This is a genomic window from Novosphingobium sp. APW14 (assembly GCF_032337075.1).
Lineage (GTDB): Bacteria > Pseudomonadota > Alphaproteobacteria > Sphingomonadales > Sphingomonadaceae > Novosphingobium.
The window spans coordinates 32,565-58,746 of sequence record NZ_JAVYAB010000009.1; the positions used below are offsets into that span (position 1 = coordinate 32,565).

The window sequence follows — 26,182 nt, forward strand, 5'->3', positions numbered from 1 at the left end:
ATTGCCCCGCGGGCCATTTTGCGGCCAGCGGGGTGGGAATCGATCCGGCGTCCTTAGCGCGGGCTTGGCGCCGTGTCAGTGCGGGATTTCGACGTAGTCCAGCTTGCGGAACGCATCCATCAGCGCGCCGCGATATTCCTCGGGGACATCCAGCGTGCCCAGCGCCCAGCCCAGGATGTCCACGTCCTCTTCCTCAAGCAGGGCTTCGAACCAAGCGCATTCGGCCTCGCCCCATTGCGCGTGGTAGCGATCGAAGAAGCCCCCGATCATGTAATCGGCTTCGCGGGTGCCGCGATGCCAGGCGCGGAATTGCAGGCGCTTGAGGCGATTGGGATCGATCATGCCCGGGCGCTAATCCCCAGCGCGCGCCATGGCAAGCGATCAAGGCTGTTCACGCAGCGCTGCGATGATATCGCGCGGCGCGAAGCCCGCCAGATCCTTAGCCAGATCACAGCGCAGGACTTCCCGGGTCTTGGGGTGATAGTGCTTGCGCAGTTCACCCAAGGTTCGGGGTGGGGCAAGGATCACGAGGTCATCGATCCGGTGGCCCAGCACCTCGGCATTAAGCCAGCCCGCCGCCGCCTTGGCGTGGGCATCTTCGTTGACCAGGCTGTCGGCATGGTTGCCATGGCTTGAATGGTGCCCGACATCGGAATGATTGGAACTGTCCAGCTCCGGCACATCCACGGTCTGCAGCCTGGGCTCGGCCTCGGATCCGGCATTGCGATAGACGGTGAAGTTCTCGCCATCGACCAGTGCGATGATACATCCATGCGGCAACAGCATTTTCGCCTCCGTTTGCGTGAGCGTCTGTTGCGACCCAAACCTTTTTGGTGGCGGCGCGGGTCCCGCGTCCATGCGCTGCATCAAAATCTGGCAAAATGATCGGTCGCAGGTCTATTGAGGGACGATGCGTCCCGATCGGCTCAATCCCCTGTTCACGATGGCAGACAGCCTGAAAGGCGTCGGTCCCGGACTGGCGCGCCCGCTGGAGAAGCTGGGGCTGACCCGGGTGAAGGACTTTGCCTATCACCTGCCGGATCGCTTCGTGCAGCGCCGTGCGGTCGCCAATCTGGATGAGGCCAGCATTGGCGAACAAATCGTCGTGGCGCTGACGCCGATCGAGCATCGCAGTTCTTCCGGTCGCGGTCCGTTCCGGGTGCTGGCCCAGGATGCCATCGGCAATGTCTGCGCGATCAGTTACTTTGGCCGGGCATCCTATTCAGCCAAGAAGCTGTTGCCAGTGGGAGAGCCGCGCTGGGTGGCCGGCCGGCTCGAGCAGTATGGCCAGATGCTGCAGATGGTTCACCCCGATCATGTCGAGGCGGACAGTGCCGTGCTGCTGGGTCAGCTGACAGAGCCGGTCTATCCGCTGTCGGAAGGCCTGACCCAGGGGCGCATTGCCAGCTTGATCGAACAGGCGCTGAGCCTCGTCACTGACCTGCCTGAATGGATCGAGCCCAGCCTCATCGGCAAGATGCAATGGCCCAGTTGGCGCGATGCCGTGGCGCTGGCGCATAAGGACAGCCACGCAGCGGCGCGCGATCGGCTGGCCTATGATGAATTGCTGGCCAACAGCCTGGCGCTGATGCTGGTCCGGCAATCGAACCGCAAGCAGAGCGGAACGCCCTTGCACGGTGATGGCTCGCGCCGCGCCCAGCTGAAATTGCCGTTCCCGCTGACCGGCGCGCAGCAACGCTCCATCGCCGAGATTGAGGGCGACATGGCGCAGACAGCACCGATGCTGCGGCTGCTGCAGGGCGATGTCGGTTCGGGCAAGACTGTGGTTGCGCTGTCAGCCATGCTGATCGCGGTGGAGGCGGGCGCTCAGGCCGCCTTGCTGGCGCCGACGGAAATCCTGGCCCGCCAGCATCATGCGACGCTGACCCGGCTGGCTGCCGGCACCGGAGTGGAGATCGCCCTGCTGACCGGCCGTGACAAGGGCCGGGCCCGTGAATCAATCCTGATGGGCTTGCTGGATGGCTCCATCGACATGGTGGTTGGCACCCATGCGATCTTCCAGGATGCCGTGTCCTACAGGAACCTGGCGCTGGTGGTGATTGATGAGCAGCACCGATTTGGCGTGGGCCAACGCCTGATGCTGGCTCAGAAGGGCCGCCGCACGCCGCATTGCCTGGCCATGACCGCCACGCCGATCCCGCGCACGCTGACCCTCGCGCAGTATGGCGAAATGGATGTCAGCAAGCTTGATGAGATGCCGCCGGGGCGTCAGCCTATCGATACCAGGGTTGTCGCGGTCGAGCGGCAGGACGACGTTATTGCTGCCATTGGCCGCCACATTGAAACCGGCCAACAGGTCTATTGGGTCTGCCCGATGGTACGCGAGCAGGAAAACGAGGATCTTGCCGCGGCCGAAGCCCGTCATGCCGCGTTGCAGGCGCGGTTCGGGGATGCGGTCGTGCTTGTTCACGGGCAGCTCCGCCCCGAGATCAAGGATGCAGCGATGGACCGCTTCGCCCGGGGTGAGGCGAAGATCCTGGTCGCGACCACGGTGATCGAGGTTGGGGTTGATGTTCCCAATGCCACCCTGATGGTGATCGAGCAGGCCGAACGCTTTGGCCTGGCCCAGCTGCATCAGCTGCGCGGGCGCGTGGGGCGGGGGAGTGGCAAAAGCACCTGCTTGCTGCTGCGCGGCGCAGCTCTCTCCGAAACAGCGCGAGAGCGGCTGGCACTGATGCGCGAGACGCAGGACGGTTTCCGGCTTGCCGAGGAAGACCTGCGGTTGCGGGGCGGCGGTGAATTGCTGGGAACGCGGCAATCGGGCGATACGCCGTTCCGGGTCGCCAGCCTTGAGCAGATCACCAAGCTGCTGCCCATGGCCCATGATGATGCGCGGCTGTTGATGGAGCGCGACGGCGGGCTGACCGGTGAGCGGGGCGAGGCCGCGCGCCTGCTGCTCTACCTGTTCGAGCGCGATTGGGGCGTGCAATTGCTCCGAGGTGGCTAGGCAGCCCTAGGTCTATCTTTCCGTTGCCGTTGGACAGAGCGACACTCTGGGGAGTTTGGCAGATAGGATCCTTGCGATGAAAGCGTTGCCCCGTGCCGCCCGCCAGTTGGGCTACGCCGGTTTGTTGCCGCAGGCTGTTTGCGCCCTGTACGTTTTCGATGGCGGCAAGTGGCAGTGGACCGCGCAGGCGATGGCCTTTGGCTATGCGGCTTTGATTTTCAGTTTCCTGGGCGGGCTCTGGTGGGGCATCGGCCTGATGCGCGAGCGGGTGCCGGGTTGGCTGTTTGGTTGCGCGGTCATGCCAAGCCTGCTGGCGCTTGCGGCTTACGCGCCGTGGATCCTGGGGTGGGAATGGCCCGGGCCGTCGCTGATTGCCATTGGCGCGATGCTGATCGCGTCACCATACATCGACGTTCTGATCGGCGATCTGGATCGGGCCTGGCTTTCGTTGCGGCTACAGCTCTCGTTAGGCCTTGGCGGCCTAACGATGCTGATCGGCATATTCTCCGTGCTGGCCTGATCGGCGCGCGGAGCGGGCGTCTTAGAAGCCGCCCGATACCCCCGCGCGCTGGAGATAGGCCTTGTCGCCTGCGCGAGCCGGGTTTTCCAGTGTATAGGAAAGGTTGCCCTGTTCAGGGTGGAACAGGTGCTGGGCGGGGTCTTCGCCCCCGGTATCGAGCTGGTCGAGCAGGCGCTTGCGCATGTTTTCGAACAGTTTGCGGTCCGCCAGATTGGCATGGGGCAAGGTCTGACTACCCCGCGGGCGCAGCGTAAGCAGCACGATGACGCTCACGTCGCTAGTGGTTTTGCCCCGCGAGCTGAACAGCTTGCTCAAGATCGGCACGCTTCCAAGCAATGGGGTCTTGTCCTCTGCGCGGCTGTTGGTAGACTGTTCGCCGCTTGAGATCAGGATGGTTTCGCCAAACTTCAAGGTGGCAGTGACACTTGTCACTGTGCGTTCTTTTTGGACCGATTCCTTGAAGGAGCCGGGTCCAGCGCCCGGAATAAAGTCTTCGAGGCTGGCGTCGATCGCCAACTTCACGCGATCCTGATCGATGAACTTCGAGCCGATGTTGAGAGTAAGACCATCTTGCATCGTTTCGACACTGCTCGAAAGATTGCCGTTGGCCGCAAAGGTCAGGGTGCTGCCGATTTGGACGTTGCTCTTCTCGCCATCATAAATCAGCACAGCTTGCTGCGCCTGAATGGTGGATTTACCGCCGGTAGAATTGGCGACATTGAGTGAATAAGTAACGGATGGCACCGTTACAGACAATTGGCGCTCAGCATCGAGCGTGCTGCTCGTGACAGTGTCGGAAAGCCTGTCGCGCGAACTACGCCAAGTCGAGTTCACCAGATTGGAGCCGAATTGCAGAGTAAGTGCGTCGAGCAAGTTAATCCCAGACGAAGTTGACTGGATCTCATCCCGGCGCAGGATAATCAGATCAACCATCCCCATTTTATCGTCTGATTGCGCGTCTTGAGCGCTGCCGTCACCGTTGGGATCTGCAGTGATCGGAGTGCCGGCGGTTTGGAGCGCCATGCGCGGCACAGTCCGCCCCATTTGCTTGATCTTGGTCACATACATGTTTGCGGCGTCGACCTGGCCTTTTTGGCGTTCAATCGCCGCGCCTGTGGTTAGTTCGTCAAAGCTTTGCGGCTCGCGCAGATCCAAAGCGCGTTGCCACGACTTTTGCGCGAGCAAAAGGTCTCCAGCGCAGAACGCCGCACGGGCGAGGGCATAGAGAATGAGGGGATCGTCAGCCTTGATGGCTGCTGCTGCCGAGAAATGTTCCTGTGCAGTGACCGCGTCGCGATCATCCATCGCCATGAAGCCAAGTTGCACGTGCGCGGGCCAGAACGAGGGGTCACCCTTCAGTGCCATCAGGTAGCCGACCTTGGCCATTTCGCGCTTGTCAGTGCCCATCACCGATGAGGATTCATAGGCAAGGCCAGCCAGATAGTTCAGGCGGGGGTCCAGCGGGGCCCGCTTGAGTGCTTCATTGATTTTCGTAATATCATTAGCCGCAACGGGTTTCGCTGCCAACGGCACTGGAGTTACAAGTAGTTGTACGATTACCAGAGCGCTAACGCCAGTATTAACACGTGAAAACACCAGTATACCCCCGAAATGCCCGAATCCTGTCTATCGAGAAGGGCCTTTATGAGGTTTATGGTGGATCGGCAAATCGAGATTTGCATCACTTTATTACGTGGTACCCAATATTGACTAGGCTTTTGGCCAAGTTAGACAAACCATGCCGTGACCTATTCTAAGCCTCTGCAGGCAGCGGAGTTTGCTTGGGGTAAGATGCGTTCGTGCGTGTGGTGGGTCGTGCGGCAGCATTGAAGGAACATTATAATGACGAACTTTTTTAAACGTGCGCTGGCGATCATCGCCGTCGCTGGTGGGGCACTCTTCGCCACCGCCACTCCGGCCATGGCCAACGCCAACACTTCGGTGATTTGCGGCTGGCAGAAGCAGACTGCTGATGGCAAGCGGATCGCAATCTTCTATCGCAATGACCTGACCGCCAAGAGCCAGAGCGCGCTTCTTACTGACGACCAGTGGCAGCGCGCCCAGTGCGACGGCTACGACGGCAAGAAGGGTGCGATCGATCAGATCGCCGACAAGATCAAGGCCCAGTACGGCAACATGGATGGCTGGGCTAAGCAGCGTTATGAGACAACTTGGGCAGACCGCTGCACCAACTCGGATCCGGTGGCCCTCTGGTTCGGCATCATCTGGGATACCAAGGGCTGCGTTAACTATGTTAAGGGCCAAGTGAATTATGCGACGTCGGGTCAGGCTACGCCCCATGACCTTCTGAGCTGCATGTACAATGGCCGCACCTATCAGATCTCTTACGACTGGAACGCGATCACGTTCCAGGACGTAGACAATAAAAAAGTGCTTAAGATCCCGAACAACCAGCTGAACTGCGTCGGCAGCCCGGCCTACGTTGATCCGCCGAAGTAATTCGACATCACCGTAAACCGAATCCGGCGTCGAACGTGCATAACGTTCGGCGCCGGATTTGTTTTGACGGAAGCGAGCAGCGGATCAGGCAGCCTGCTGCTTGATCGCTTCCATCAGGGTCTTCAGCTTGTCGATTGTGTAAAGCATGCTTTGCACCTGGGTCTTGTTGCCCAGCAGGTTGCTGACCCGCGCGTCGATCTTGGCCTGCACCTTGCTGGACGCGTTATCCTTGGCCTTGTCCCGCATCGCTTCCAGCTGGCCGAGGTAGCCAAATGGCGCCGTGAACGAAATCGTGCCGAGCCCGACTGTCTTGTCATCGCCGCTGTAATGGAAAACGGCACATGCCTTCAGCTTAATCTGGTTGCCGGAAATGCTGTCCACGCCGAGATACAGTGTGGCGGTTACGTGGCCGCCATAAATGATCTTGATTGGAATGAATTTACCGCAGGATCCGGTGTCTGATCCCTTCATCTCCCTCAGCCTCTTTACAACGTCGAGAGGTGTCCGGTCGCTGTCTGACCATTGCAGCCAGGAACTGTAGACAAACCGTTCCTCCAGTTTGGTCAGGTCGATGCCTTTGGTGGTCACACCCGAAGCGGCCTGCTTGATGTGGGATGCGCAGTATTCGAAGTCGATCGTTGTCGTCTGATCTCCATCCGGAGAGCCGCAGACGTTATTGATGAACGGAAAGAACTTCATCTGCACGCCCATCTGGATGGTCCGGTCATGCCCGTCATAGCTGGGGGTGGCCCGAGCGTAGCGCTGGAACAGGGTGATGCCGTTGTCCTTGATCGCTTCGAATTGCTCAATCCGCTGCTGGAGCTTTGCGGCGCGCTTGACCAGCAGACAAAGCTTGTCGCGGACGCGCTCATACCGCGCTTCCTGATCGGGGGAGAGGGCAACGCCCTTGGCCTTCAGCTGGGTGTAGGCGACCTGCGTGGAGCAAAGATTGCTGGCATAGCCAATCTTCTGGGCAGCCGTCGTGTCCGTGAAGTTGACTGCGTTCGACTGCATGTTGACGTTGTCGCGATAAAGGTTGCCGCCATTGTCGAACGACATATCGTAGACCACGTCATCGGCGCCTGCCGGGTCTGATACTCCGAAATAGCCCTGGTATGTCGCACTTATGCTGTCGATCGCTGACTCGTAATCCGCATAGGAACTGGCGTTCGCCTCCAGGCTCTGGGCGGCGGCGATCCCCGAGTCGAGCAGGAGCAGGGCACCGGCGACAATCTGATATTGTTTAAAAAATGTCATGATACCCCAACCAGGCGCAGCAAGATTGCTGATGAACGCAGCTTTGCTGCACCCCGAAGGCGAGGATGTCACGCTTTTGAGAAGAAATGGTCGGGGAAAGAGGATTCGAACCTCCGGCCCCTGCCTCCCGAAGACAGTGCTCTACCAGGCTGAGCTATTCCCCGACCGATCATCGCCCTTCCGAGGAGGGGCAAGGCAGGAGGGCGCCTATAGATAGCGAAGTGCGGGGTGGCAAGCGGGCATTCGCATGTTTATCGTCTCAGCATGGCTACTGCCCCGATTCCCTCCGCTTCACCCCGCCAACCACACTGGGAATGGCAGTATCTCGACCTGATGCGCCAGATTTGGGAGCATGGGGACGAACGGGTTGATCGCACCGGGGTCGGCACCCGTTCGGTTTTCGGTACGCAGATTCGGTTTGATCTCGCGGGTGGGGTCATGCCGCTGGTCACCACCAAGCGTGTTTACTGGAAAACGGCGGCGCGCGAATTCCTGTGGTTCTTGACCGGCGAGACCAATATCCGTCCGTTGGTTTTGCAGGGCGTGAAGATCTGGAACGAATGGCCTCACGCCAATTACGTGAAAGCCACGGGCGATGCGATTTCGGTTGAGGCCTTCGCCGAGCGCATCGCCGCCGATGCCGGATTCGCTGCGCAGTGGGGCGATCTGGGCCCGGTCTATGGCAAGCAATGGGTCGATTGGCCGGTCTATGTTCCGGCGGGTGAGGGGCTGTTCAGGCGCGGCGAGGGCGTGAACCAGGTTGCCCAGGTAGTGGAAAGCCTGCGCAACAACCCCGGCAGCCGCCGCCATATCGTGGAAGGCTGGAACGTGGCCGAGCTGGACCAGATGTCGCTGCCGCCCTGTCACAAGACCTATCAGTTCCATGTCGGCAATGGCCGCCTGAACTGCGCGCTCTATCAGCGCAGCTGCGATGTAGCACTGGGCTTGCCGTTCAATCTGTTCGGGGCGGCGCTGTTCACGCGGTTGCTCGCCCAGCAGTGCGATCTGGAACCGGGTGAGCTGGTCTGGATGGGTGGGGACACGCACCTCTATTTGAACCATGCGGACCTGGTTGAGGCTCAGCTGGAGCGGACCCCGGCGGGCAATCCGACGATGACCATCGCGCGGCGGCCCGATTCGATTTTCGGCTATGCGATTGAGGATTTTGATGTGCGCGATTACGCGCCGCAGGCCCACATTTCCGCGCCTGTGGCCGTTTGAGCGGATAGTTGACGCTGTAACCACTTTGAAATAAAATAACGCTCAATTGGAATATTGCTTCCAAACCCTGTGGAAGCGGGAGAGCGCGAAGGATGGCCACCGGACCTGATCCTGCGAAGGTTGCACGCGGCAATCTGCCGCCGCTGCAATTGCACGTGCCCGAACCGAATTTCCGGCCGGGTGACCCGGTTGACTATTCGTACCTCGACATTCCGCCTGCCGGCCTGTTGCCGCGTCCGGATGAGACCTGCGCAGCCACTGAAACGACACCGCTATGCAGCGGGATGGTGCGCGTACTGGGTGACGATCACGCGGCCATGGGACCGTGGGATCCCAAGCTCGATCCGGAAACGCTGCGGCGAATGCTGCGGGCGATGGCGCTGACGCGCGCCTTTGATGATCGGATGTATCGCGGCCAGCGCCAGGGGAAGACCAGCTTCTACATGAAGTGCACCGGGGAAGAGGCCACTTCGGTCGCGTCGACCTTTGCCCTCGCAGCCGACGACATGGTGTTTCCGTCCTATCGCCAGCAGGGCATCCTGATCGCGCGGGGCTATCCGCTGACCGAGATGATCAACCAGATCTACTCGAACAAGGCTGACAAGCTGAAGGGCCGACAGCTGCCGATCATGTATTCCTGCCGTGATCACAACTTCTTCACGATCAGCGGCAACCTGGCGACACAATATCCCCAGGCCGTAGGCTGGGCGATGGCCAGTGCGATCAAGGGGGACAGCCGGATTGCCACGGCCTGGGTGGGTGAAGGCTCCAGCGCCGAGGGCGATTTCCACGCGGCGATGACCTTTGCCGCGGTCTACAACGCCCCGGTCGTGCTCAACGTGGTCAACAACCAGTGGGCGATCTCTAGCTTCTCGGGCTTTGCCGGTGCCGAGCGCAGCACCTTCGCCAATCGCGCGGTCGGATACGGCATCGCCGGTATCCGGGTGGACGGCAACGATGCCCTTGCGGTTTATGCCGCCACCCGCTGGGCCGCCAACCGCGCCCGTGCCAATGGTGGACCGACGCTGATTGAGCATTTCACCTATCGCGCCGAAGGCCATTCCACATCGGATGATCCAAGCGCCTATCGATCCGCCCAGGAGCGTGAGGAATGGCCGCTGGGCGATCCCATCACCCGGCTGAAGCGCCACCTGATCGCGCTGGGCGAATGGTCGATCGAGCAGCAGGAGGCGATGGACGCAGAACTGGTCGAACAGGTGAAGGCTGCGACCAAAGAGGCTGAGAAGAACGGCATCCTGGGCCACGGCCTGCACCACCCGTTCCACACCATGTTCGAGGACGTCTACAAGGAATTGCCGTGGCACCTTGAGGAGCAGGCCGAACAGGCGATCCGCGAACGGCAGATCAAGTGGCCCGAATGGAAGCCGGAATGACCAAGGCAGCCACCACCACGCGCCGCCTCAACATGATCGAGGCGATCAACGATGCGCTCCACGTGATGATGGAGCGCGATAGCAATGTTGTCGTCTTTGGCGAGGACGTTGGTTATTTTGGCGGCGTTTTCCGGGCGACGGCAGGTTTGCAGAAGAAGTTCGGCAAGCACCGCGTCTTCGATACCCCGATCAACGAATGCGGGATCATTGGCGCAGCGGTGGGGATGGGGGCCTATGGATTGCGTCCGGTGCCGGAAATCCAGTTTGCCGACTATATCTATCCCGGCCTCGATCAGCTGATCTCGGAAGCAGCGCGGCTGCGTTATCGCTCGGCGGGCGAGTTCATTGCCCCGATGACCGTACGTTCGCCCTTCGGCGGGGGTATCTTTGGCGGGCAGACGCACAGCCAGTCTCCCGAGGCGCTGTTTACCCATGTCGCCGGTTTGAAGACGGTAATCCCTTGCACGCCTTATGACGCCAAGGGCCTGTTGATCAGCGCGATCGAAGATGACGATCCGGTGATCTTCTTCGAGCCGAAGCGGATCTACAATGGCCCGTTCGACGGCTATTACGACAAGCCGGTTGAGCCCTGGGCCCGCCATCCCGACAGCGAAGTGCCGGAAGGCTATTACAAGATCCCACTGGGCAAGGCGCGGATCGTGCAAGAGGGCGAAGCGATGACCGTCCTGGCCTATGGCACCATGATCCACGTGGCCGAGGCGGTCTGCCGGGAAAAGCGCATCGACGCTGAGATTATCGACCTGCGCACGCTGGTTCCGCTCGACATAGCGACTGTGGAAAAGTCTGTGCAGAAGACCGGCAAATGCCTCATCATCCACGAGGCGACCCGCACCGGCGGGTTCGGGGGAGAGCTATCGGCGCTGGTTCAGGAGCGCTGCTTCTACCACCTCGAAGCTCCAATCGAGCGTGTCACGGGCTTTGACACACCTTATCCGCACAGCCTTGAGTGGGCCTATTTCCCCGGACCCGTTCGCATTGGCGAAGCGGTCGACCGGCTGATGAAAGCGTAAACGATGGGCAAATTTACCTTCAGGCTTCCCGACATTGGCGAAGGCATCGCTGAGGCCGAAATCGTCGCCTGGCATGTCAAGGTGGGTGACCGGGTCGAGGAAGACGGCAAGCTGGCCGATGTCATGACCGACAAGGCCACGGTCGAGATGGAAAGCCCGGTTTCGGGCGTTGTGCTCGAAGTGGCCGGGGCCGAGGGCGAGATGATCGCCATCGGTTCACCGCTGGTGGTGATCGAAACCGATGGAGCTGGGGAGGCTGAGGAAGCCGCGCCTGCTCCGAATGTTGAAGCTGCGCCAGTTATTGAACACGAACCCACTCCCGCTCGGGCTGAGCCTGTCGAAGCCCCGTCCTTACGTTTGGAAGAAGCGCCAACCGCCCAAGTGAAGAGCGGCCCTTCACCCAAGGATGACTTCTTTCCGACAAGCTCAGGGCGAGCGGATCATGGGGCAAAGGTCCTGGCTAGCCCCGCCGTCCGTGCCCGGGCTGACGATCTCGGGATCGATCTTGCGCAGGTAAAGCCGGCCGAAGATGGCCGTGTCCGCCATGCCGATCTGGATGCTTTCCTGGCCTATAACGCCGCTGGCGGCTTTCGTGCTCCCGGTGGCAAGCGCGCCGACAGCCAAGTCAAGGTTATCGGCCTTCGCCGCCGCATTTCCGAGAACATGGCCGCGTCAAAGCGCAACATCCCGCATTTCTCATATGTGGAGGAATGCGATGCGACCGCGCTGGAGGAAGTGCGCGCCCAGCTGAACGCGGCGCGTGGCAACCGCCCGAAGCTTACCCTCCTGCCGCTGCTAATCACCGCACTGTGCCGGGCGCTGCCGGACTTCCCGATGCTGAATGCCCGGTTTGACGATGAGGCGGGCGTTGTGACGCGCTTTGGCTCCGTTCACCTTGGCATGGCGACCCAAACTGATGCCGGGCTGATGGTTCCGGTGATCCGCGATGCACAGGACAAGAACCTGTGGCAGCTGGCGGCGGAAATTGCGCGCCTGGCCGAAGCCGCGCGCAATGGCACTGCGAAGAGTGAGGAACTGTCCGGTTCGACCATTACGCTGACCTCGCTTGGTCCACTTGGCGGGGTGGCCCACACGCCGGTCATCAATCGTCCCGAAGTCGCGATCATCGGTCCCAACCGCATTATCGAGCGGCCGATGTTTGTTCCCGATGGAATGGGCGGTGAGCGCATTGCGAAGCGCAAGCTGATGAACCTATCGATCAGTTGCGATCACCGCGTGGTCGATGGATGGGACGCGGCAAGCTTTGTCCAGGCGATCAAGCGCCTGATCGAAACGCCGGTCCTGCTGCTGGCTGACTGATTCTCAGCGGACGATCGCGCTATAGGCGATTCGGCCCTGGCCGCGCGAGGCGGTGCGGGGATCGACGCGCCAGCGAACGTGGGTAACGTCCTCGGGCGTGGCCACGCGGCTTCCCACGCGCAGTGCATTTAGCTTGCCCCAGGTGCGGCCGCCATCGATTGAGACTTCCTCATCGCCGTTGGCGCTGCCCTGATAATAGACGGAACGTGGCAGGGGATTGGTGACAACGAAGCCGCCATCGCCGCCCATCTTGTACCAGCGCACCACATAGACCACCCGGTCACCGCGATTGAGATCGCTTGCAGGCTGCAAGCTCCGCCCGGCGGGGGCAGCGCGCTCGACAAAGACTGCGCTATCCAGCGAGACGGCCGGCGCTGCCTGCGCTGCGGTGCCGAAAGTAGCCAGAGCAGCAGCGATTGCGATCAGCTTTGCGATGCGGTTCACGAGATAGTCCCCCTTCAGGCGACCGCAATTTGCGGGTCGCTGAGGGGGTTCTCGCAACAAGGAGCAAACGAAAGGTTAACGACCTGTTTCGGGGCTTGGTAAAAGTGTTTTTAAACTTCTGCACTGGTCGTCGCGAAGGCTGTTGACAGCCCTCGCAACAGACCGTAGTGGCGCGGCTCCCAAGTGGCTGCGCGGGTGTAGCTCAGTTGGTTAGAGTGCCGGCCTGTCACGCCGGAGGTCGCGGGTTCGAGCCCCGTCACTCGCGCCACTTGGGTTGATTTTCCTAGAAAGCGTTGGAATAGTTAACGGCCTGGCTGCCAGCTGGCAGGCTGATGATCATGCCGTCATGCGCCAGCTTGAGGTCGCCACCAAACTGCTTGGGTGCATCGCCCACGAACAGGCGCTCAATGAGTTTGGCGGGCGGTGCCGGCACCATGTGGTACAGCACCAGAGCCCTGGCGCCCGCTTCCTTGGCGGACCGCGCCGCGTCTTCAGGGCTGGCGTGATAGCCCGGAATGTCTCCCATGATCTTGGCCTGGTCAGCACGGCCGCGCTTGGCAAGCTGTGCCTGCATTGCGCCAATCATCTTGGGGTTGAGGGCTTCGTGGAACATCAGGTCCACGCCCTTGGCTGCGGTGACGAAATCCGGGGCGTAGACGGTATCGCCGCTGATCGCGAGCGAACGCCCCTTGTAATCAAGCCGGTAACCAAACGCCGGCTTGATCGGATCATGGATCACCCGGATTGCCGTGATCTTTACGCCATTCTGATCGAAGACAACCTTCGACGGTTGCCCTTCGGCAAGATCGACGATTTGCGCCGCGCCGCCAAACCCACCCGGTCGGGCAACGGCGGCGCCATGGTGGGCAATGCGGTATCCGCTATCGAGCTCGTAAGCCTGCCGCAGGCCAGCAATGACCTTGTCCGTGCCTGCTGGGCCACTGACGGGTAATGGTGTGCCGCGCGAGCCGGCAATCCATGCCTGGAGCAGAAGCTCGCCAAGGCCATCGATATGGTCGGAATGGAGGTGGGTGAGATAGGCACCCTGAAGCCGATCCATCGGGAAGCCCATCCGGCCGAGCTTGCGGATCGAACCCGAACCGGAATCAAAGATAAATCCATCGCGGCCAGCCAGAACGGCAAGGCAAGGTCCGGCGCGGTCGGCATCCGGCATCGGTGATCCGGAGCCGCAAACGTACACGTGAATGCCATCGGGAAGGGCGGCCGAACGGTCTAAACCAACGTTATTCTCGATCGCTGCATCAAAGGCACGCTGCGCCAACTGGTCGCGTGCAGCCAACAGTCCCAGGCCGGTAACCAGCACGACCCCGGCAAACCCCAGGCCGATCTTGCGTTTGATGTTCACGATGTACTCTCCCAGTCGACCCGGTGAAAGGTTGCCGAAGGCAACCCGTTCCGGCAAGCAAGTTTTGTGCACGTGAGGCGAGACCTTGTTGAAACACTGCGCGCCGTGGCGCCTGCGCTGGCCCTAGCCCGCCACCCTTGGTGGATCCTTGGCGGTGCGGCAGTGGCGTTGCATGGCGCCGACCCGGGCGATGTCCGAGATGTCGATATCCTGCTGGATGCACGGGACTGTCCGGCCGTTTTTGCCAGCCTTGGTATCGCAATCGCCGCAGGGCAGGCTGACAGTCGGTTTCGCTCTGCGCTGTTTCAACAATGGCTTGGCGGCTGCCTTCCGGTTGAATTGTTCGCCGGATTTGCCGTGCTGGAGCAAAAGGCGTGGCAGCAGGTGGTGCTGCGCTCACGGCAGGCTATACCCGTCGCCGATTTCACGGTCTTTGTTCCGGAGAAGGCCGAACTGATTACGATAATGCACAGATTTGGCCGGCCCAAGGATCTGGGACGGATCGCTGCCCTCAGCCCCAGCGGCCCGTCTCCATCCAGATCAGAAAGCGCCTGAGCGGCAAAAGCCAGACTATCCCCAGCAGGATATAGACCGGGGTCTGGATCAGCGCGTGCCAGCCGCCGATCAGCGGCGCGACATAGCGCGCGATCAACACGCCGTAGATCATCAGGACAGCCAGCAGGGCAAGCAGGCCGATGGGAATTCGCCAGGTGGGCTGGGTGCGCATCAGAAAGGTCCGTAAAGGCGGGTGGGGGTAATCACCGCGTCGAGCGGGCGGTCGTGCGGTTCGGTCGGCAAATGATCAACCAGCTGGCAGTCCCAGGCAAGGCCGATGGCAAGTTGTGGCGGGTGCTCCGCCAGCCAGCGATCATAATGGCCTGCGCCCATACCCAGCCGGTCACCGCGGACGGTAAACCCCACCAGCGGACAGAACAGCAAGTCGGGGATCAAGGCCGGGCATTCGGCTGCGGGCTGCCGTGATTTGAAAGGATCGGGCCCAAGCAAATCATCAACAAACGGGTTGCTCCATTCGCGGAACAGCATTGAAGCATTGCGGTCGGCAAACCAGGGCAGGGCGACCCTGTGCCCCCGTTCAAACAGCCACCGGGCATAATGGCCTGCCGGCGCTTCACCTGAAATCTCATGGTAAAGGCCGATGATGGCCCCCTCGGGGATCAGGCGGGCGACGGCCTCTGGCGGACGGCGGAACAGCAGGCCACGCTGCATGGCCGGGATTGCGGCAACATGATCGCGGCGGCGTTGTCTCAGTTCGGTGCGGAGCACCTGCTTGTCGATCACGCTTGGCTCCGCGCAGGGGTGGGTGACGGGACCACCGTGGGCCGTTGCCGGGAAATCCTCTGACGCCTCGACGTCAGGTGGGGACCATATGTGCCAGACCAGGGTCCGACCAGGGACAGCCCCCATGGATTGCTTATAGCCTCAGGGATTTTCGAAGGCTCGCACCGGGCAGTACCCGTCGCCGCTCTAGATAGGCTAGGTCGGCTCAACCCTCAAGGGCCAGCGCGCAGGCTTCCAGCTTTGCGGCGATTGCTTCCAGGCGCTCGGCCTGGTCATCATCGATCGCGGGGGCTACCGGGGCCGCGCGCGATGCCGATTTCACTTCGTGAACCTCGTCAGCCAAAAGCAGTGCGGCGAACAGCAATTGGCGGGATTCGGTGGTTCCGGCGGCGCCCATCGATTGGATCTTCGCGTCGATCGCCCGCCCCAGGCTGGTGACGTGTTCTTCCTCGCCAGATGCGCAGGCGACTGTGTAATTTCGACCGCCGATACTGAGGGTAACGTTGCTCATGCCTGTGCGCCCTCGATCAATTGGTCGAGTTCAGCCAGCGAATCTGTAACGGCGGCGCGCAGGCGTTCGTGGCGCATTTGCAGCGCAGCCAGTTCGGCTGAACTGTCTGTCGCAGTTTTTCCGTCACGCGTCGCGGCTTCGATCCGCTCCAGCGCTGCTTCGATCCGCGCGAGCGCGCGGCTGCTGCGTTCCCCGCTCATGAGTGTCGGCTAGCGCAAATGGGGTGCTGCGGAAAGACCGGCGACCCGGCTTTCCCACGATTTGCAACGGGGAAGGAGTGTGCTGCGCTTGACGGGGCGGGGTGCCTCCGCAAAGGAGACCGAACATCGAATCGGTGGCCCATTCCTGCCCTTTTCGGGAGCCCACAAGCATGACCCTCGACCCGTCCCGCCTTGCGCCTATGGCCAATGCCATCCGCGCACTATCGATGGATGCGGTCCAGGCCGCCAATTCCGGGCACCCCGGCATGCCTATGGGCATGGCTGACGTGGCTACCGTGCTCTACGCGCGGTTCCTCAAATTTGATCCTGCAGCGCCGAAGTGGCCAGACCGTGACCGGTTTGTACTGTCGGCTGGCCACGGTTCGATGCTGATCTACTCGCTGCTGCACCTTACCGGCTATGCCGCGCCGACGATCGATGACATCCGCAATTTTCGTCAGTTGCACAGCCCATGCGCCGGGCACCCTGAAAACATCGAACTGGACGGGGTCGAATGCACCACCGGTCCGCTGGGACAGGGCCTGGCGATGGCGGTTGGCATGGCGATTGCCGAACGTCACCTGAATGCCACCTTCGGCGATGGCCTGGTCGATCATCGCACCTGGGTGATTGCGGGTGACGGTTGTCTGATGGAAGGCGTCAACCACGAAGCGATTGGTCTGGCCGGCCATCTCAAGCTTGGTCACCTTAATGTGCTGTGGGACGATAACCGCATCACGATCGATGGCGACACTGACCTGTCGACCAGCGAAGACATTGCCGCCCGTTATGCCGCAACCGCTTGGCATGTTACGGCCTGCGACGGCCACGATCATGCCGCTATCGCCCGCGCCCTGGCCGAAGCTGCAGCTGATCCGCGACCGTCGCTGGTCGCCTGCCGCACGGTTATCGGCAAGGGCTCGCCGAACAAGCAGGGCACACATAACGTGCACGGTAGCCCACTTGGTGCTGACGAGATTGCCGCGACCCGCGCTGCGCTCGGCTGGACAGCCGGGCCATTCGAAGTGCCGGCTGATATCCTGGCCGACTGGCGTTCGCTGGGAGCAAGGGGCGCTGCGGACCGTGCGGAATGGGAAAAGCGGATCGCTGCTGACCCGCAGGGCAAGGAATTTGCCCGCCGGATGGCTGGCAAGTTGCCAGCAATGGACGAAGCGGACGCTGCGTTCCGCGCCTGGCTTGGCCAGCCCCAAAAGGTGGCAACCCGCAAAGCATCTGAGTTGGCCCTAGAAGTTCTGACTGCCGCCGTGCCGGAGATGGTTGGTGGCTCGGCTGACTTGACCGGCTCGAACAACACCAAGACCAAATCGACCGGCCCGTTATCCGCAGCGGATTATGCAGGGCGTTATGTCTATTACGGCATCCGTGAATTCGGCATGGCCACCGCCATGAACGGAATGGCACTGCACGGTGGTGTCATTCCTTATGGCGGTACCTTCCTCGTCTTCTCGGACTACTGTCGTAATGCGATCCGCCTCTCCGCCTTGCAGCAGCAGCGGGTTGTCTATGTGCTGACCCATGACAGCATTGGCCTGGGTGAGGATGGGCCCACCCATCAGCCGGTCGAGCACGTGATGAGCATGCGCCTCATCCCCAATTTGAACGTGTTCCGTCCTGCTGACATCATTGAGACAGCGGAATGCTGGAACATTGCTCTGCAGAGCGAAGGAACTCCCTCGGTTCTTGCACTGACCCGCCAAAACCTGCCGCAGTTGCGCACCGAAGGCGAAATGCTGAGCGCCAAGGGCGCTTATCGGCTTCGCGCCGCTGGTGCCGCCCGCAAGGTGGTGCTGGTAGCAACCGGCTCTGAGGTTGAGCTTGCTTGCAACGTCCGCGATGCACTGGAAGCGAAGGGCATCGGCGCCGATGTCGTCTCGATGCCCTGCATGGAACTGTTCGATGTTCAGTCGGATGCTTACAAGGCCGATCTGCTGCCGGCCGACGCGCTGCTTGTCTCGATCGAGGCCGGGGTGACCTGGGGCTGGCAGAAATATGTCCGCGATGGGCTGACCATCGGCATAGACAGCTTTGGCGCTTCGGCCCCCGCCGAAGTCCTGTTCCCGCATTTTGGCTTCTCGGTTGAAGCCATTGTTCCGAAAATCGAAGCCCGGCTGGCGGGCTAAAAGGAGTTCCTCACATGGCGATCAAGGTTGCGATCAACGGTTTCGGGCGCATCGGGCGCAATGTGGCGCGCGCTATTATTGAGCGGACCGATCATGACCTCGAGCTGGTCTCGATCAATGATCTGGCCTCTGCCAAGGCCAACGCCATGCTGTTCCAGCGTGACTCCGTTCACGGACCTTTCGCGGGTACGGTCGAGGTAGATGGCAATGATCTGGTGATCAATGGCAAGCGCATCCGCGTTACGGCCGAGCGCGACCCCGCCAATCTGCCGCATGCGGCGAATGGGGTAGACATCGCGCTTGAATGCACTGGCTTCTTCACCGACCGAGCCTCGTGCGAAAAGCATCTGGCCGCTGGCGCCAAGAAGGTGCTGATTTCGGCCCCTGGCAAGAACGTTGATCTGACCGTCGTCTACGGCGTCAACCATCAACAGTTGGAAGCCGGACACACAATTGTCTCGAACGCTTCGTGCACGACCAACTGTCTGGCGCCTTTTGCCAAGGTGCTGAACGATGCGATCGGGATCGAGCGTGGCCTGATGACCACGGTCCACGCCTATACCAACGACCAGAAGATCCTCGACCAGATCCACGAAGATCCGCGTCGCGCGCGTGCCGCCGGCATGTCGATGATCCCGACGACCACGGGTGCTGCCCGCGCAGTGGCTGAAGTTCTGCCGGAATTGAAAGGCCGGCTCGATGGTTCGGCCATTCGCGTGCCGACCCCGAATGTCTCGGTGGTTGACCTGACCTTCCAGCCCAAGCGCGACACCACCAAGGAAGAGGTCAATGCCCTGCTCAAGGCAGCCGCGGAAGGCCCGCTCAAGGGTGTGCTGGGTTACTCGGACGAGCCGCTGGTCTCGATCGATTACAACCACTGCCCGAACAGCAGCACCATCGACAGCCTGGAAACTGCGGTGATCGATGGCAAGCTGGTCCGCGTGCTCAGCTGGTATGACAACGAATGGGGCTTCTCCAATCGCATGGTCGATACGGCCGGCGCGATGGGCAAGCTGCTCTAAGGATTGGATAGAATGGCCAGGTTCCGCACGCTTGACGATCTGGGTGATCTGACCGGGAAGGTCGCGCTGGTGCGCGTTGACCTGAACCTGCCGATGCAGGACGGTTCGGTAACTGATGATACGCGCGTGCGGGCCTCGGCACCGACAATCCTGGAACTGGCAAGCAAGGGCGCCAAGGTCCTATTGTTAGCCCACTTTGGCCGCCCCAAGGGAGAGCGGGTGTCGACCTTGTCGGTCTCGATGACGCTCGATGCGGTGCAGGCCGTGTTGGGCAAAGAAGTCATGTTCGTGCCGGAAATTGCGGGTGACGTGGTCAAACAGGCCATCGGTATCCTGGGGCCTGGCGATATCGCGATGCTCGAGAATACCCGGTTCTGGAAGGGTGAGGAAAAGAACGATCCCGAACTGGCCAAGGCGATTGCCGCCAATGGCGATATCTATGTCAACGATGCCTTCTCGGCCGCACACCGTGCCCATGCGAGCACTGAAGGTCTGACGCATCTGCTGCCGGCCTATGCGGGCCGGTCGATGGAAGCCGAGCTGAAGGCATTGGATGCCGCGCTTGGCACGCCAGAGCGCCCGGTGGCGGCCGTGGTAGGAGGGGCCAAGGTCTCTTCCAAGCTGGATGTGCTGACGCACCTCGTCACCCAGGTTGATCACCTGATCATTGGTGGGGGGATGGCCAACACGTTCCTCGCTGCCCGCGGGGTTAATGTTGGCAAATCGCTGTGCGAGCATGATCTGGCAGCGACGGCCGAGGGCATTCTTGATGCGGCCGATAAGTCGGGTTGCACCGTACACCTGCCCTACGATGTCGTCGTGGCAAAGGAATTCGCAGCGAACCCTGCGTCTTTGCGTACCTGCAACGTCCACGAGGTCGCGGCTGACGAGATGATCCTCGACGTCGGCCCGCAAGCGGTTGAGGCCTTGGCCGATGTCCTCAAGACCTGCCGCACCTTGGTTTGGAACGGCCCGTTGGGTGCCTTTGAGATTGAGCCGTTCGACGCGGCGACCGTGGCCCTGGCCCGCAGCGCTGCGGCGCTGAGCAAGGAAGGCGTGCTCGTCTCGGTGGCGGGCGGGGGCGACACGGTTGCGGCGCTGAACCACGCCGGGGTCGCCAGCGACTTTACCTACATTTCGACCGCGGGCGGTGCCTTCCTGGAATGGATGGAGGGCAAGGAGCTGCCGGGCGTCAAGGCGCTCGAAATAGCCTGACAACAAGTTAGTCAGCGCGCTTGCGGGGGCACCGCAGGCTCGCTATGGGCCCGCATAGCATACGTATGCAGAGACCACCGACAGGACAGGGACCCCACGCATGAACTTCGCCGACATGACCGCCAAAATGGCCGCCGGTAACGGCTTTATTGCCGCGCTCGACCAGTCGGGCGGTTCAACCCCGAAGGCGCTGGCGGGCTATGGTGTGGGCGAAGATGCCTGGTCGTCAGAGGCCGAGATGTTCGATCTTATCCACTCGATGCGCGAGCGGATCATCACTTCGCCGGTCTTCACGGGTGACAAGGTGATCGGCGCGATCCTGTTCGAGCGTACGATGGACGGTACCGCGGGCGGCAAGCCGGTTCCGGCTGCGCTGATCGAAAAGGGGGTGGTCCCCTTCATCAAGATCGACAAGGGTCTTGAGGCTGAGGAAAATGGCGTCCAGCTGATGAAGCCGATGCCGGAACTGGATGCCTTGCTTGCCCGGTCAAAGGCCATGGGCGTTTACGGGACCAAAGAACGCTCGGTTATCAACTCGGCCGACGCGGCCGGCATCGCTGCGGCCGTGGGCCAGCAGTTTGAGATCGGTCGTCAGGTCCTGGCCCACGGCATGATGCCGATCCTTGAGCCAGAGGTGAACATCAAGAGCGAAACCCGCGCGGACTGCGATGCCATCCTGCTTGAGGAAATGCTCAAGAACCTGGAAGGCATGGACCAGCAGGTCATGCTTAAGCTCTCGCTGCCGGTTAAGTCGGGCACGTTTGATGCACTGGTCGATCATCCCAAGGTGCTGCGCGTCGTCGCGCTATCGGGCGGCTACAAGCGCCCCGAAGCCTGCGTGGAACTTTCGAAAAACCGCGGGATCATTGCCAGCTTCAGCCGCGCGCTGCTGGAAGATCTGCGTCACCAGATGAGCCAGGCAGAGTTCGATGCCTCGCTTGGCGAGGCGATTGATCAGATCCATCGTGGGTCTACGCAAAAGATCTGACGCTACCAGCTTGAATTGTCGGGGCGGCTAGGCTTACCCTCTAGCCGAACCGGTTCATGATATCGTGCCGGTCGGGGGAGGGTCCATGGCCGGCACACTGCTTTCGCTTACCAGGCATGGACCGGTTTCGGTAGCAAGCCTGGTAAAGCGGATTGAGTCCGGGCCGCAAGGTCCTAAAAATATTGTTGTTTTCGATTTTGATGGAACGCTGATCGCTGGCTATTCTGCCAGCGCGTTCTTTCAGGCCCATCTGCGCAAGGGTGATTACAACCCTTTTGACCTGGCTGAGGCCGGGGTCGCGATTTGGCAGTCGGTCGCCAAGGCGATCGAGATGCAGGACTTGCTGAACAAGGCGATCGCCAAGTGGAAAGGCAAGAAGGAGGCCGAGCTGGTCGCGCTGGGGGAGAAGATCTTCGACAAGACCCTGTCGGACAAGGTCTATCCCGAGATGGTCACGCTGCTGCTGGCCCACCGCCGTGCGGGGCACACCATCGCCATCGCCAGTTCCGCCACCCGCTTTCAGGTTGAGCCAACGGCGCGGTTTCTGGGCATTGAGCATGTCATGACCTCGACCGTGGAGGTCAAGCGCGGGGTGCTGACCGGCAAGATGCTGGAGCCGCAGATGTGGGGCAAGGGCAAGGCCGATGCGGTCAAGACCTTCGTCAAGGCGCACAAGGCCAAACTTGCCGACACCTGGTTCTATGCCGATGGCGACGAGGAGATCGGCCTGATGAAGGCCGTGGGCCATCCGGTGCCGACCAATCCGGGCAAGGAGCTGGAAGCAACGGCACGGGCCGAAGGTTGGGACATTTTGCGCCATTCCAGTCGCGGGTCGACCACGCCCGAACTGCTGACCCGCACCGCGACCGGGCTAATGAGCCTGTTTCCGTTGCTCTACACCGGGATCGGGTTTGGCCTGCTGACCCGCAACAAGCGCAACGCCGCCAATCTGACGCTGCCGCTGTGGGCGGATAGCGTGATGCTGGCCTCGGGCGTCAAGTTGCGGGTTTCGGGGCGTCAACACCTTGCATCGCAGCGGCCTGCGGTATTCCTGTTCAATCACCGCAACAATTTCGACGCCTTCTTCGTCGGCGCGCTGGTGCGGACGGACCTGGCCTGGGTCGGCAAGGCGGAACTCAAGAAGAATCCGATCAGCGCCATGCTTAGCCGCCTTGTGCCGGTTGCTTTCGTTGAACGCAGCGGCGGCACCCCCGAAGAAGCCGCAAGGGCGCTGGAGCCGGTAGCCAAGATGGTGCGCGAAGGCTGCTCGATCATGATCGCGCCAGAAGGTACCCGCGTGCGCGACATGACGGTGGACATCGGGCCATTCAAGAAAGGCGCGTTTCACATGGCGCGCACGCTGGGTGTTCCGGTGATCCCGATCGTGATCCGCAATGCGCTAGATGTTGCCGGGCGGGACGCGGTGATGCTGCGATCGGGCACGGTTGACATTGCGGTCCTGCCGCCGGTTCACACCGCGGACTGGACCGAAAAGAATACGGGTCAGAAAGCCGAACAAGTGCGGCAAATGTTTATCGATACCTTGAAGGACTGGCCTGATGCAGACGACTGAGTTCACGTTTACCGGCGCCGGGGGCGTGTCGATCTTTGCGACGTCATGGTTGCCCGATGGTGTGCCGCGAGATCATCTGGTGCTGGCCCATGGTTATGCCGAACATCTCGGCCGGTACCGGGCTGTGGCTGAATTCTTCACCGCGTCGGGCTATGCGGTGCATGCGCTTGATCATCGCGGCCACGGCAAGTCCGGCGGCGTCCGAGCGGTGATTGACAGCTTCGCCAACGCCGATGCCGATATCGATCAACTGGTCGACAGGGTTCGTGCCGAAAGCGGCCTGAATCAGATCAAGCTGATCGGCCATTCGATGGGCGGATCGCTGGCGCTGAACTATGCCTTGAACCATCCAGAGAAGCTTTCGGGTCTGGTGCTCAGCGGTCCCGCGATCGGTGGCGGTTTGCCAAAGGTGCAAGCCCTGCTGCTGGGGATTATTTCAAAGATTGCCCCGGCGTTGGGGATGATCCAGCTGGACGCCGATGCTGTAAGCCGCGATCCGCAGATCGTTGCTGATTACAAGGCGGATCCGCTGGTGTTCCTCGGCAAGGTTCCGGCGCGAACCGCGCGCGAGATGATGCACGCGATCACGACCTATCCGTCGCGCGTCGGCGCCATGCAGATGCCGTGCCTGCTGATGCATGGCGGCGCGGATAGCCTGGTGCGTGCCGAGGATGCCCGGCCGGTATTCGCTGCCATAGCCAGCCGCGACAAGACCGTGCGGATCTTCGACGGCCTTTATCATGAGATTTTCAACGAGCCTGAGCGGCTTGAGGTGCTTGGGATCGTCAAGGCCTGGCTGGACGCCCGCTTGCCGGGCTAACCGCCCAGCGCCTCGCGGCACTGATCCTCGATCGCATCCAGCGCGGCGAGGGTGGCGCGCAGCACCTTTGAACGGTTTTCGCGGCGAGCGAACAGGTCTGGCCCGGGTTCAATCAGCCGGACATTCCCCGCCAGTTGCCATGCGGTGGCGAAAAGCTGACGTGAGACGGCCTCTGGATTGCGGATAGTCTTCTCAAGCAGATACTGCCGCCCCAGGCCATCTGCCGCGGCGAGGACCTCCTTTTCCTGGGCCGCAACATCGACCGGCCTGGTGAGCAGTATGTCGAGTACGATGCGATAGGCTTCGAGGAACGGCCGCAACGCCGCATGGGCCAGGCCCACGCCGAAGACCGAATCCAAATAGTTACGGGCCGAGCCGGCCTCGGCCAACTTGCGGCGCCAGTCGCCATCAATCAGATCCATCTCTGCCGCGAGGCCGTCCTCAAAGGCGGGGCGCTCGCGGAAGAAGAATTCGAATTTCAGGGATTCGCGCAGGGCAACCGCAGTTTCGAAGAACTTGTCGGCGCGCTTTGCTGGGGCGGCGTTCATGGCACCCAGTGCGGCCACTTCGGCAATCGCGCGTTCGAGCACGAAATGCAGCATGGAATTGCGGTAGAATGCGGCGCCGATGTGCTGTCCCTCGGCGATGCCATAGACCGGGGTTGGGCCACCATCGAAACGGGTGACCACGCCGGAAGCCATCAGGGCATCGAGCACGGCTTTGAGCTGCTCTGGATCATGCAGTTCGGCGCTATCGGCCAGTGGCTGACCCCGCCGGCGGGCATGATCGACCAGCATCCCAACAAACCCGGCCAGCCGCTCACGCGGGATCGAGCGGCCCCCCGTGGCAAGAAGGGCGAAAGTGACAAGGGCAATTCCGGTGATCGGCGTGGCCTGGTTGATCCGCCAGGATACCGCCAGCGAGAGCTTTTGCAGGGCAAGCTGCGCCTCTGGCGTCTTGTGGTCTGTGGCGGGGTTGGGCGCGCCCAGCGCCTCGCGCATTGAGAGCGGCTCGGCCACGCGGAGGTAGGCCTTGCCATATGGCGTACGCAGGCTGCGCAGATAGCGTAGCATCCAGCCCAGGTTTTCGGGCTTTTTCTTCACCCCCTTGGCTTCGCGGGCAAAGTCCTTGGTTTCATAGACCTGGTCATAGGCAAGCGCGACGGGCACCAGCATGATGTCTTCGATCCGACCCTGGCGATAGGCATCGACCACATAGGTCAGCAGGCCCAGCTTGGGCGGCAGGAGCTTGCCGGTGCGCGAACGCGTGCCTTCCGGAAACCACGAAAGGTTGAAGCGCCGCTCGATCAGGTAGGCCAGGTATTCGCGCAGCACGAAGCGATAGGTCGCGTTCTCGCGGATGTCGCGGCGCAGGAAAATATAGCCTGCCCGCTTCATGATCGGCCCCATGGGCCAGAATGACATGTTGATGCCGGCAAACAGGCTGGGCAGTGGCAGGCCATGATCGGCCAGCACGGTGTTCACCACCGGGGCATCGACATTTGCCTTGTGCGCCGGAAGGATCAGCGCCGGATAGCGGGCGAATACATCGTGGAGTTTCGCCAGTTCATCGGGTTGAACATCAACCGTGCCATAGGCCTTTTCGTAAGCTGCGCGGAAGAAGCGCAGCATGCCCTCAATCGCGAAGGGATTATGGCCGGTGCGCAGCTCTTCCAGATAGCCGCGTGCCTCGGCCAGCAGTTCGGCTTCGGGGTGGCCGGTTTCGGCAGCGAGCCGGGCCAGGCCCGCAGTAAAGCCCGGTGCAGCGATGACATCACCGGGCTCGACCCGCGGCATCTTATAGCGCTGGCCATACAGCGGGTACTCGGCCCGTTCGAGAGACAGTTCCGCCTGCCGCGCGACGAAATCGGCAAAGTCAGTGCCGCGACCGCCAGTCCGCTGCTTCCATCGCGCGCGCAGCAGGCCAAGTGCCGCCGGTTCGGCTACGACAATGCGCCAGCGCGGGTCGGCTGCGTCCTTCTCCCGCCTTTTCCTGCCTTCTGCTGGTTCGCGGGGGTCCCCCAGGCCAAGCAGGGCACGCCAACCGCTGCCGTCCCCCTTACGCGGTAGCCATGCCACCCGCAGCGGCGCGAGTTCGACGGCATCGTCATCAAGCGAGGCAACCAGCCGCGCCACCTCAGTCGAAAATGGGGCATTGCTGCGCTCAATCGCGACCAGTCTGCCCGGTAGTTTCGCAGCATGGCGTGTCAGCAAATCGCGCTCCGCCGGGCCGCGATACAGCGCCAGGAAGATCCTCGGGACTTGGGGCTCGTGGAGGGCGGGGGCAGCGCTGGTAGCCATGCTAGGCTGGCTCCGCCTTCGGGCACTGACCGTGCGCGGATTGTGGAGCGATCCTGGCCGCATGTTCTGCGCCAGAACGCTGCGGGCCGATTGAAAGCCATTGTTCCACGGTCATTCCCGCCACTTAGCCCC

The 26,182-nt window shown here is 61.6% G+C and carries 25 protein-coding genes and 2 tRNA genes; 15 read left to right on the plus strand and 12 right to left on the minus strand.

Going from position 1 to position 26,182, the window contains the following annotated elements:
- Positions 1-75 precede the first annotated feature (75 nt).
- Both RQP55_RS11290 and RQP55_RS11295 read right to left on the minus strand, forming a co-directional pair.
- Positions 76-342: a succinate dehydrogenase assembly factor 2 gene (locus RQP55_RS11290; protein ID WP_315610298.1), complete on the minus strand. Its 267-nt coding sequence runs from the start codon at positions 340-342 to the stop codon at positions 76-78.
- Between the two features lie 39 nt (positions 343-381).
- Positions 382-786 (minus strand): host attachment protein, encoded by a 405-nt coding sequence (locus RQP55_RS11295; RefSeq protein WP_315610299.1) that lies wholly within the window; start codon positions 784-786, stop codon positions 382-384.
- Between the two features lie 124 nt (positions 787-910).
- Here RQP55_RS11295 and recG point away from each other — a divergent pair, with 124 nt between their 5' ends.
- Together recG and RQP55_RS11305 are read left to right on the plus strand one after the other, a co-directional pair.
- Positions 911-2,968: an ATP-dependent DNA helicase RecG gene (recG, locus tag RQP55_RS11300; RefSeq protein ID WP_315610300.1), complete on the plus strand. Its 2,058-nt coding sequence runs from the start codon at positions 911-913 to the stop codon at positions 2,966-2,968.
- A gap of 76 nt (positions 2,969-3,044) precedes the next feature.
- Positions 3,045-3,488 (plus strand): DUF3429 domain-containing protein, encoded by a 444-nt coding sequence (locus RQP55_RS11305; protein ID WP_315610301.1) that lies wholly within the window; start codon positions 3,045-3,047, stop codon positions 3,486-3,488.
- Positions 3,489-3,509: 21 nt separating this feature from the next.
- Here RQP55_RS11305 and RQP55_RS11310 read toward each other — a convergent pair whose 3' ends face one another.
- Entirely contained in the window at positions 3,510-5,015 is a 1,506-nt protein-coding gene (locus RQP55_RS11310; RefSeq protein WP_315610302.1) for a hypothetical protein, read from the minus strand.
- A gap of 315 nt (positions 5,016-5,330) precedes the next feature.
- Here RQP55_RS11310 and RQP55_RS11315 point away from each other — a divergent pair, with 315 nt between their 5' ends.
- Positions 5,331-5,948, plus strand: a complete 618-nt coding sequence (locus RQP55_RS11315; protein ID WP_315610303.1) for a hypothetical protein — start codon at positions 5,331-5,333, stop codon at positions 5,946-5,948.
- A gap of 84 nt (positions 5,949-6,032) precedes the next feature.
- On the opposite strand, the gene RQP55_RS11320 is transcribed toward RQP55_RS11315, so the two are convergent.
- Both RQP55_RS11320 and RQP55_RS11325 read right to left on the minus strand, forming a co-directional pair.
- Positions 6,033-7,205: a hypothetical protein gene (locus tag RQP55_RS11320; protein ID WP_315610304.1), complete on the minus strand. Its 1,173-nt coding sequence runs from the start codon at positions 7,203-7,205 to the stop codon at positions 6,033-6,035.
- Positions 7,206-7,292: 87 nt separating this feature from the next.
- A tRNA-Pro gene (locus RQP55_RS11325) sits at positions 7,293-7,369 on the minus strand.
- Positions 7,370-7,469: 100 nt separating this feature from the next.
- Here RQP55_RS11325 and thyA point away from each other — a divergent pair.
- The 4 genes from thyA to RQP55_RS11345 all read left to right on the plus strand — a co-directional run bounded on the left by thyA (position 7,470) and on the right by RQP55_RS11345 (position 12,171).
- On the plus strand, positions 7,470-8,426 hold the full coding sequence (thyA, locus tag RQP55_RS11330; protein WP_315610305.1) for a thymidylate synthase: 957 nt from the start codon (positions 7,470-7,472) through the stop codon (positions 8,424-8,426).
- Between the two features lie 92 nt (positions 8,427-8,518).
- Positions 8,519-9,820, plus strand: coding sequence for a 3-methyl-2-oxobutanoate dehydrogenase (2-methylpropanoyl-transferring) subunit alpha (locus RQP55_RS11335; protein WP_315610306.1), 1,302 nt, complete (start codon positions 8,519-8,521; stop codon positions 9,818-9,820).
- On the plus strand, positions 9,817-10,851 hold the full coding sequence (locus RQP55_RS11340) for an alpha-ketoacid dehydrogenase subunit beta (RefSeq protein WP_315610307.1): 1,035 nt from the start codon (positions 9,817-9,819) through the stop codon (positions 10,849-10,851). Before RQP55_RS11335 ends, RQP55_RS11340 begins: the two co-directional genes overlap by 4 nt.
- A gap of 3 nt (positions 10,852-10,854) precedes the next feature.
- A complete protein-coding gene (locus tag RQP55_RS11345) occupies positions 10,855-12,171 on the plus strand; it encodes a dihydrolipoamide acetyltransferase family protein (RefSeq protein ID WP_315610308.1) in 1,317 nt (438 codons plus the stop codon).
- A 3-nt stretch (positions 12,172-12,174) separates the two neighbouring features.
- Here the strand turns inward: RQP55_RS11345 and RQP55_RS11350 are convergent, their stop codons facing one another.
- Entirely contained in the window at positions 12,175-12,615 is a 441-nt protein-coding gene (locus RQP55_RS11350; protein WP_315610309.1) for a hypothetical protein, read from the minus strand.
- A 191-nt stretch (positions 12,616-12,806) separates the two neighbouring features.
- On the opposite strand from RQP55_RS11350, the gene RQP55_RS11355 reads away from it, so the two are divergent.
- Positions 12,807-12,883 (plus strand) — tRNA-Asp (locus RQP55_RS11355).
- Between the two features lie 15 nt (positions 12,884-12,898).
- Here RQP55_RS11355 and RQP55_RS11360 read toward each other — a convergent pair.
- Positions 12,899-13,981 carry an MBL fold metallo-hydrolase gene (locus tag RQP55_RS11360; protein WP_315610310.1) on the minus strand — a complete coding sequence of 361 codons (1,083 nt, stop codon included), beginning with the start codon at positions 13,979-13,981 and terminating at the stop codon, positions 12,899-12,901.
- Between the two features lie 66 nt (positions 13,982-14,047).
- Here RQP55_RS11360 and RQP55_RS11365 point away from each other — a divergent pair, with 66 nt between their 5' ends.
- Positions 14,048-14,536: a nucleotidyltransferase domain-containing protein gene (locus RQP55_RS11365; RefSeq protein WP_315610311.1), complete on the plus strand. Its 489-nt coding sequence runs from the start codon at positions 14,048-14,050 to the stop codon at positions 14,534-14,536.
- Here the strand turns inward: RQP55_RS11365 and RQP55_RS11370 are convergent.
- The 4 genes from RQP55_RS11370 to RQP55_RS11385 all read right to left on the minus strand — a co-directional run bounded on the left by RQP55_RS11370 (position 14,493) and on the right by RQP55_RS11385 (position 15,991).
- Positions 14,493-14,708, minus strand: a complete 216-nt coding sequence (locus RQP55_RS11370) for a DUF2842 domain-containing protein (RefSeq protein WP_315610312.1) — start codon at positions 14,706-14,708, stop codon at positions 14,493-14,495. The two genes, RQP55_RS11365 and RQP55_RS11370, sit on opposite strands and share 44 nt — an antisense overlap.
- Positions 14,708-15,280: a 5-formyltetrahydrofolate cyclo-ligase gene (locus RQP55_RS11375; RefSeq protein WP_315610313.1), complete on the minus strand. Its 573-nt coding sequence runs from the start codon at positions 15,278-15,280 to the stop codon at positions 14,708-14,710. The genes RQP55_RS11370 and RQP55_RS11375 overlap by 1 nt, the downstream gene beginning before the upstream one ends.
- Before the next feature lie 205 nt (positions 15,281-15,485).
- Positions 15,486-15,791, minus strand: a complete 306-nt coding sequence (locus RQP55_RS11380) for a cell division protein ZapA (RefSeq protein WP_315610314.1) — start codon at positions 15,789-15,791, stop codon at positions 15,486-15,488.
- Positions 15,788-15,991, minus strand: coding sequence for a hypothetical protein (locus tag RQP55_RS11385; protein ID WP_315610315.1), 204 nt, complete (start codon positions 15,989-15,991; stop codon positions 15,788-15,790). Before RQP55_RS11385 ends, RQP55_RS11380 begins: the two co-directional genes overlap by 4 nt.
- A gap of 170 nt (positions 15,992-16,161) precedes the next feature.
- On the opposite strand from RQP55_RS11385, the gene tkt reads away from it, so the two are divergent.
- The 6 genes from tkt to RQP55_RS11415 all read left to right on the plus strand — a co-directional run bounded on the left by tkt (position 16,162) and on the right by RQP55_RS11415 (position 23,750).
- Complete coding sequence (gene tkt, locus RQP55_RS11390; RefSeq protein WP_315610316.1) at positions 16,162-18,132, plus strand: transketolase; 1,971 nt, start codon at positions 16,162-16,164, stop codon at positions 18,130-18,132.
- 14 nt (positions 18,133-18,146) lie between these two features.
- Positions 18,147-19,154: a type I glyceraldehyde-3-phosphate dehydrogenase gene (gap, locus tag RQP55_RS11395; RefSeq protein ID WP_315610317.1), complete on the plus strand. Its 1,008-nt coding sequence runs from the start codon at positions 18,147-18,149 to the stop codon at positions 19,152-19,154.
- 12 nt (positions 19,155-19,166) lie between these two features.
- Positions 19,167-20,369, plus strand: coding sequence for a phosphoglycerate kinase (locus tag RQP55_RS11400; RefSeq protein ID WP_315610318.1), 1,203 nt, complete (start codon positions 19,167-19,169; stop codon positions 20,367-20,369).
- Positions 20,370-20,469: 100 nt separating this feature from the next.
- Positions 20,470-21,357, plus strand: coding sequence for a fructose bisphosphate aldolase (locus RQP55_RS11405; protein WP_315610319.1), 888 nt, complete (start codon positions 20,470-20,472; stop codon positions 21,355-21,357).
- 85 nt (positions 21,358-21,442) lie between these two features.
- Positions 21,443-22,930 (plus strand): HAD-IB family hydrolase, encoded by a 1,488-nt coding sequence (locus tag RQP55_RS11410; RefSeq protein ID WP_315610320.1) that lies wholly within the window; start codon positions 21,443-21,445, stop codon positions 22,928-22,930.
- On the plus strand, positions 22,917-23,750 hold the full coding sequence (locus tag RQP55_RS11415) for a lysophospholipase (RefSeq protein WP_315610321.1): 834 nt from the start codon (positions 22,917-22,919) through the stop codon (positions 23,748-23,750). Before RQP55_RS11410 ends, RQP55_RS11415 begins: the two co-directional genes overlap by 14 nt.
- Here the strand turns inward: RQP55_RS11415 and RQP55_RS11420 are convergent.
- Entirely contained in the window at positions 23,747-26,050 is a 2,304-nt protein-coding gene (locus tag RQP55_RS11420; RefSeq protein ID WP_315610322.1) for a glycerol-3-phosphate 1-O-acyltransferase, read from the minus strand. The genes RQP55_RS11415 and RQP55_RS11420 overlap by 4 nt on opposite strands.
- Positions 26,051-26,182 lie beyond the last annotated feature (132 nt).

Excerpts from the sequence above, each read along its gene's own strand:
- RQP55_RS11290 (WP_315610298.1), bottom strand. The coding sequence starts at position 342 with ATGATCGATCCCAATCGCCTCAAGCGCCTGCAATTCCGCGCCTGGCAT.
- RQP55_RS11295 (WP_315610299.1), bottom strand. The coding sequence starts at position 786 with ATGCTGTTGCCGCATGGATGTATCATCGCACTGGTCGATGGCGAGAAC.
- recG (WP_315610300.1), top strand. The coding sequence starts at position 911 with ATGCGTCCCGATCGGCTCAATCCCCTGTTCACGATGGCAGACAGCCTG.
- RQP55_RS11305 (WP_315610301.1), top strand. The coding sequence starts at position 3,045 with ATGAAAGCGTTGCCCCGTGCCGCCCGCCAGTTGGGCTACGCCGGTTTG.
- RQP55_RS11315 (WP_315610303.1), top strand. The coding sequence starts at position 5,331 with ATGACGAACTTTTTTAAACGTGCGCTGGCGATCATCGCCGTCGCTGGT.
- RQP55_RS11320 (WP_315610304.1), bottom strand. The coding sequence starts at position 7,205 with ATGACATTTTTTAAACAATATCAGATTGTCGCCGGTGCCCTGCTCCTG.
- thyA (WP_315610305.1), top strand. The coding sequence starts at position 7,470 with ATGGCTACTGCCCCGATTCCCTCCGCTTCACCCCGCCAACCACACTGG.
- RQP55_RS11335 (WP_315610306.1), top strand. The coding sequence starts at position 8,519 with ATGGCCACCGGACCTGATCCTGCGAAGGTTGCACGCGGCAATCTGCCG.
- RQP55_RS11340 (WP_315610307.1), top strand. The coding sequence starts at position 9,817 with ATGACCAAGGCAGCCACCACCACGCGCCGCCTCAACATGATCGAGGCG.
- RQP55_RS11345 (WP_315610308.1), top strand. The coding sequence starts at position 10,855 with ATGGGCAAATTTACCTTCAGGCTTCCCGACATTGGCGAAGGCATCGCT.
- RQP55_RS11370 (WP_315610312.1), bottom strand. The coding sequence starts at position 14,708 with ATGCGCACCCAGCCCACCTGGCGAATTCCCATCGGCCTGCTTGCCCTG.
- RQP55_RS11380 (WP_315610314.1), bottom strand. The coding sequence starts at position 15,791 with ATGAGCAACGTTACCCTCAGTATCGGCGGTCGAAATTACACAGTCGCC.
- RQP55_RS11385 (WP_315610315.1), bottom strand. The coding sequence starts at position 15,991 with ATGAGCGGGGAACGCAGCAGCCGCGCGCTCGCGCGGATCGAAGCAGCG.
- tkt (WP_315610316.1), top strand. The coding sequence starts at position 16,162 with ATGACCCTCGACCCGTCCCGCCTTGCGCCTATGGCCAATGCCATCCGC.
- gap (WP_315610317.1), top strand. The coding sequence starts at position 18,147 with ATGGCGATCAAGGTTGCGATCAACGGTTTCGGGCGCATCGGGCGCAAT.
- RQP55_RS11400 (WP_315610318.1), top strand. The coding sequence starts at position 19,167 with ATGGCCAGGTTCCGCACGCTTGACGATCTGGGTGATCTGACCGGGAAG.
- RQP55_RS11405 (WP_315610319.1), top strand. The coding sequence starts at position 20,470 with ATGAACTTCGCCGACATGACCGCCAAAATGGCCGCCGGTAACGGCTTT.
- RQP55_RS11410 (WP_315610320.1), top strand. The coding sequence starts at position 21,443 with ATGGCCGGCACACTGCTTTCGCTTACCAGGCATGGACCGGTTTCGGTA.
- RQP55_RS11415 (WP_315610321.1), top strand. The coding sequence starts at position 22,917 with ATGCAGACGACTGAGTTCACGTTTACCGGCGCCGGGGGCGTGTCGATC.
- RQP55_RS11420 (WP_315610322.1), bottom strand. The coding sequence starts at position 26,050 with ATGGCTACCAGCGCTGCCCCCGCCCTCCACGAGCCCCAAGTCCCGAGG.